The sequence below is a fragment of the Streptomyces sp. genome (genome assembly GCF_019510245.1).
Lineage (GTDB): Bacteria > Actinomycetota > Actinomycetes > Streptomycetales > Streptomycetaceae > Streptomyces.
In genome coordinates this window covers 1-2,392 of record NZ_JAEKKT010000478.1, presented here as the reverse complement: position 1 = coordinate 2,392, position 2,392 = coordinate 1, and the positions used below count along the sequence as shown (strand labels likewise).

Genomic DNA, 2,392 nt, shown 5'->3' with positions numbered 1-2,392 from the left:
CGGCGACATCCGTCAGAGCGTCAACTGTCATGGACCCAGTCTCGTCCAGCCCCGCCGCACTCCTCGGAACCGGCGGTCCGAAGACCCCGCAGACCAGCCGGACGAACCGGACGAAGCGGTCCCGGCCGGACGAGGTCACGCCGCCCGAACCGGCTCCCCGCGCTCCCGGGCCGCCATACGCGCGGTCAACGTCGTCCCGGTCACCACCGCCAGCGTCGCCACGATCCCCGCAGCCGGCACCGCCCAGTCGCCCAGGAAGGTGCAGCAGATGACCAGCAACGCCGTGACCGGCAGCACCAGTTGCTACGCGATGCCCGCCTTGAAGTGCCTCGAGTGCAGGCCCCAGACGGTCAGCAGATAGAGGGCCGTCGGCAGGGTCACCGCGGCCGACGCGGCCAGTGTCGAGATGTGTGCCTTGCCGACGGCCTGTTCCACGGCCACCTCCAGGCCCGCCCCGATCGCGGCGGCCGATGCGAACACCAGATAATGGCCGTATCCCCACAGGAACGCCTGCCTGCTGGAGCGCAGATGGCCGTGGATGGGCACCACGAAGTAGATCCACCAGGCGGCGAAGACGATCAGCAGTCCGCCCACGGCGATCGGCAACAGCTCGTCCAGCGCGTCGTTCTCGTCGAGCCCGGACTTCACGGCGACCGTGGCGGCGGCGATCGTCTCGCCGAGCACGATGATCGTGAACAGCCCGTACCGTTCCGCGATGTGGTGCGGATGCCACGACGTCGGATGGTCCCTCTCGGCGAAGGGCGGCACGCACATCTCCAGGACCGCCATCACCAGGAAGACCCAGGCCCGTCCGCCCTCGGGCAGCACCACCAGCCCCAGCCAGCCGACCTGGCACAGCAGCACGCCGAACGCGTACCGCAGGGCCATCGTCCGCTCGGAGCCCTCGCTCGAACGCGCCACCCGCAGCCACTGCGTGATCAGCGCCAGCCGCATGATCACATAGCCCACCAGCACGGCCAGGAACTCGTGGTCCTCGAACGCCCGGGGCACCCCGGCCGCCAGCACCAGGACACCGGCGATCTGCACCAGGGTCACGACCCGGTAGAGCACGTCGTCGTTGTCGTACGCCGAGGCGAACCACGTGAAGTTCATCCACGCCCACCAGATGGCGAAGAAGAGCATCGCGTAGTTGAGGATCCCCTCGCCGGCGTGGCCCTCGGCGATGGCGTGCACGAGGGCCACGCCCGCCTGGGCGATGGCCACGACGAAGCACAGGTCGAAGAAGAGCTCCAGCGGCGAGGCGACCCTGTGGGCCTCGTCCCGGCCGCGGGCGGTGAGCCTGCGCAGTGGACTGTGTGTCGGACTGGACGTCATGGCCCAAGCACAGCAGATGCCGACCGGAAATTCCCTTGCGCCCCCTCACGAGCTGCCCGGGCGCGGGATCTGCGGCATACGAGCCGTCGGGACCGCTGCCGTACCCTGGACCTGTGAGTACCGCCCCCGATCCCGCGCCCTCCGAGCCCAAGCCCGCGCTGGTCTTCGACGATCCGCTGGACCAGCAGTCCCCGGACGACACCGACCGAGGCTGGGGCGACCGGCCGCGCACCGACAGCGCGGCCGACCTGAAGCGCTTCCTCGACGAGAAGCCGCCCCACCACCTCTGAGCGCGGCGCCCGGCCCGGCTCGCTAACGCCCGTCGTGACCCGAGCCCCGCTGCGCGACCAGGGCGTCGCGGATCTCCTTGAGGACCTCCAGCTCGGTCACCTCGATGATCTCGTGCGTGCCCTCCTTCGCCTTCCGGCGGGCCTCCATCCGAGCCAGGTACTTCGACATCGGCAGGACCATCAGGAAGTAGACGACGGCGATCGTCCCCACCAGCGGGTTGATGATTCCCTTCACCACCGAGTTGACGATGTTGGTGAAGGCGGCGCCGATGACCACCGCGACAGCCAGATCGACGACGTTCCCGCGCATCAGAAAGGCCTTGAAGCCCTCCAGGACGCTCGGCTTCTTCTCGCTCACCTAGAGGCCTCTACTCGCACGCACAGGTTCTGGAACAAACAGCTCCGCAACCTACGTCAACGCGAGGTGACCCTGTCCAATTGGGTCGCACGAAAAGGGCCCTTGACCGAAACTCCCGCAACGGACAGGCGGCACGGTTCAACACAGCGTCACCGCCAGCCGTGCCGTCGCGCTCGCGCCCGCGAGACGTGCCGCCGTCGACCGCGGCACCGAGAGCACGACCAGCGCCCCGCCCTCGGTCACACCGTCCAGCGGCTCAGGCACCTTCGTCACCCGCGCCCCGCGCGCGACCACCCGGGCATCCCCGCCCAGCGCCGACTCCTCGGCGGCGATGACGTCCACCCGGTCCCCGGGGCGCAGCAGCCGGACCGTCGCGGCGTCGGCGATCCGCACCGGCGCCGACACCGTC

General features: G+C 69.6%; 2 protein-coding genes and 2 pseudogenes. 1 reads left to right on the top strand and 3 read right to left on the bottom strand.

Annotated features, from left to right (window positions below; all coding sequences use genetic code 11):
• Window positions 1-135 precede the first annotated feature (135 nt).
• A pseudogene (locus JF597_RS54315) lies at window positions 136-1,335 on the bottom strand (low temperature requirement protein A).
• Window positions 1,336-1,448: 113 nt separating this feature from the next.
• Here JF597_RS54315 and JF597_RS54310 point away from each other — a divergent pair.
• Window positions 1,449-1,625, top strand: a complete 177-nt coding sequence (locus JF597_RS54310) for a hypothetical protein (RefSeq protein WP_294014523.1) — start codon at window positions 1,449-1,451, stop codon at window positions 1,623-1,625.
• Between the two features lie 22 nt (window positions 1,626-1,647).
• On the opposite strand, the gene JF597_RS54305 is transcribed toward JF597_RS54310, so the two are convergent.
• A complete protein-coding gene (locus tag JF597_RS54305; protein WP_294014522.1) occupies window positions 1,648-1,983 on the bottom strand; it encodes an MscL family protein in 336 nt (111 codons plus the stop codon).
• 138 nt (window positions 1,984-2,121) lie between these two features.
• A pseudogene (locus JF597_RS54300) lies at window positions 2,122-2,392 on the bottom strand (hypothetical protein); the annotation flags it as partial.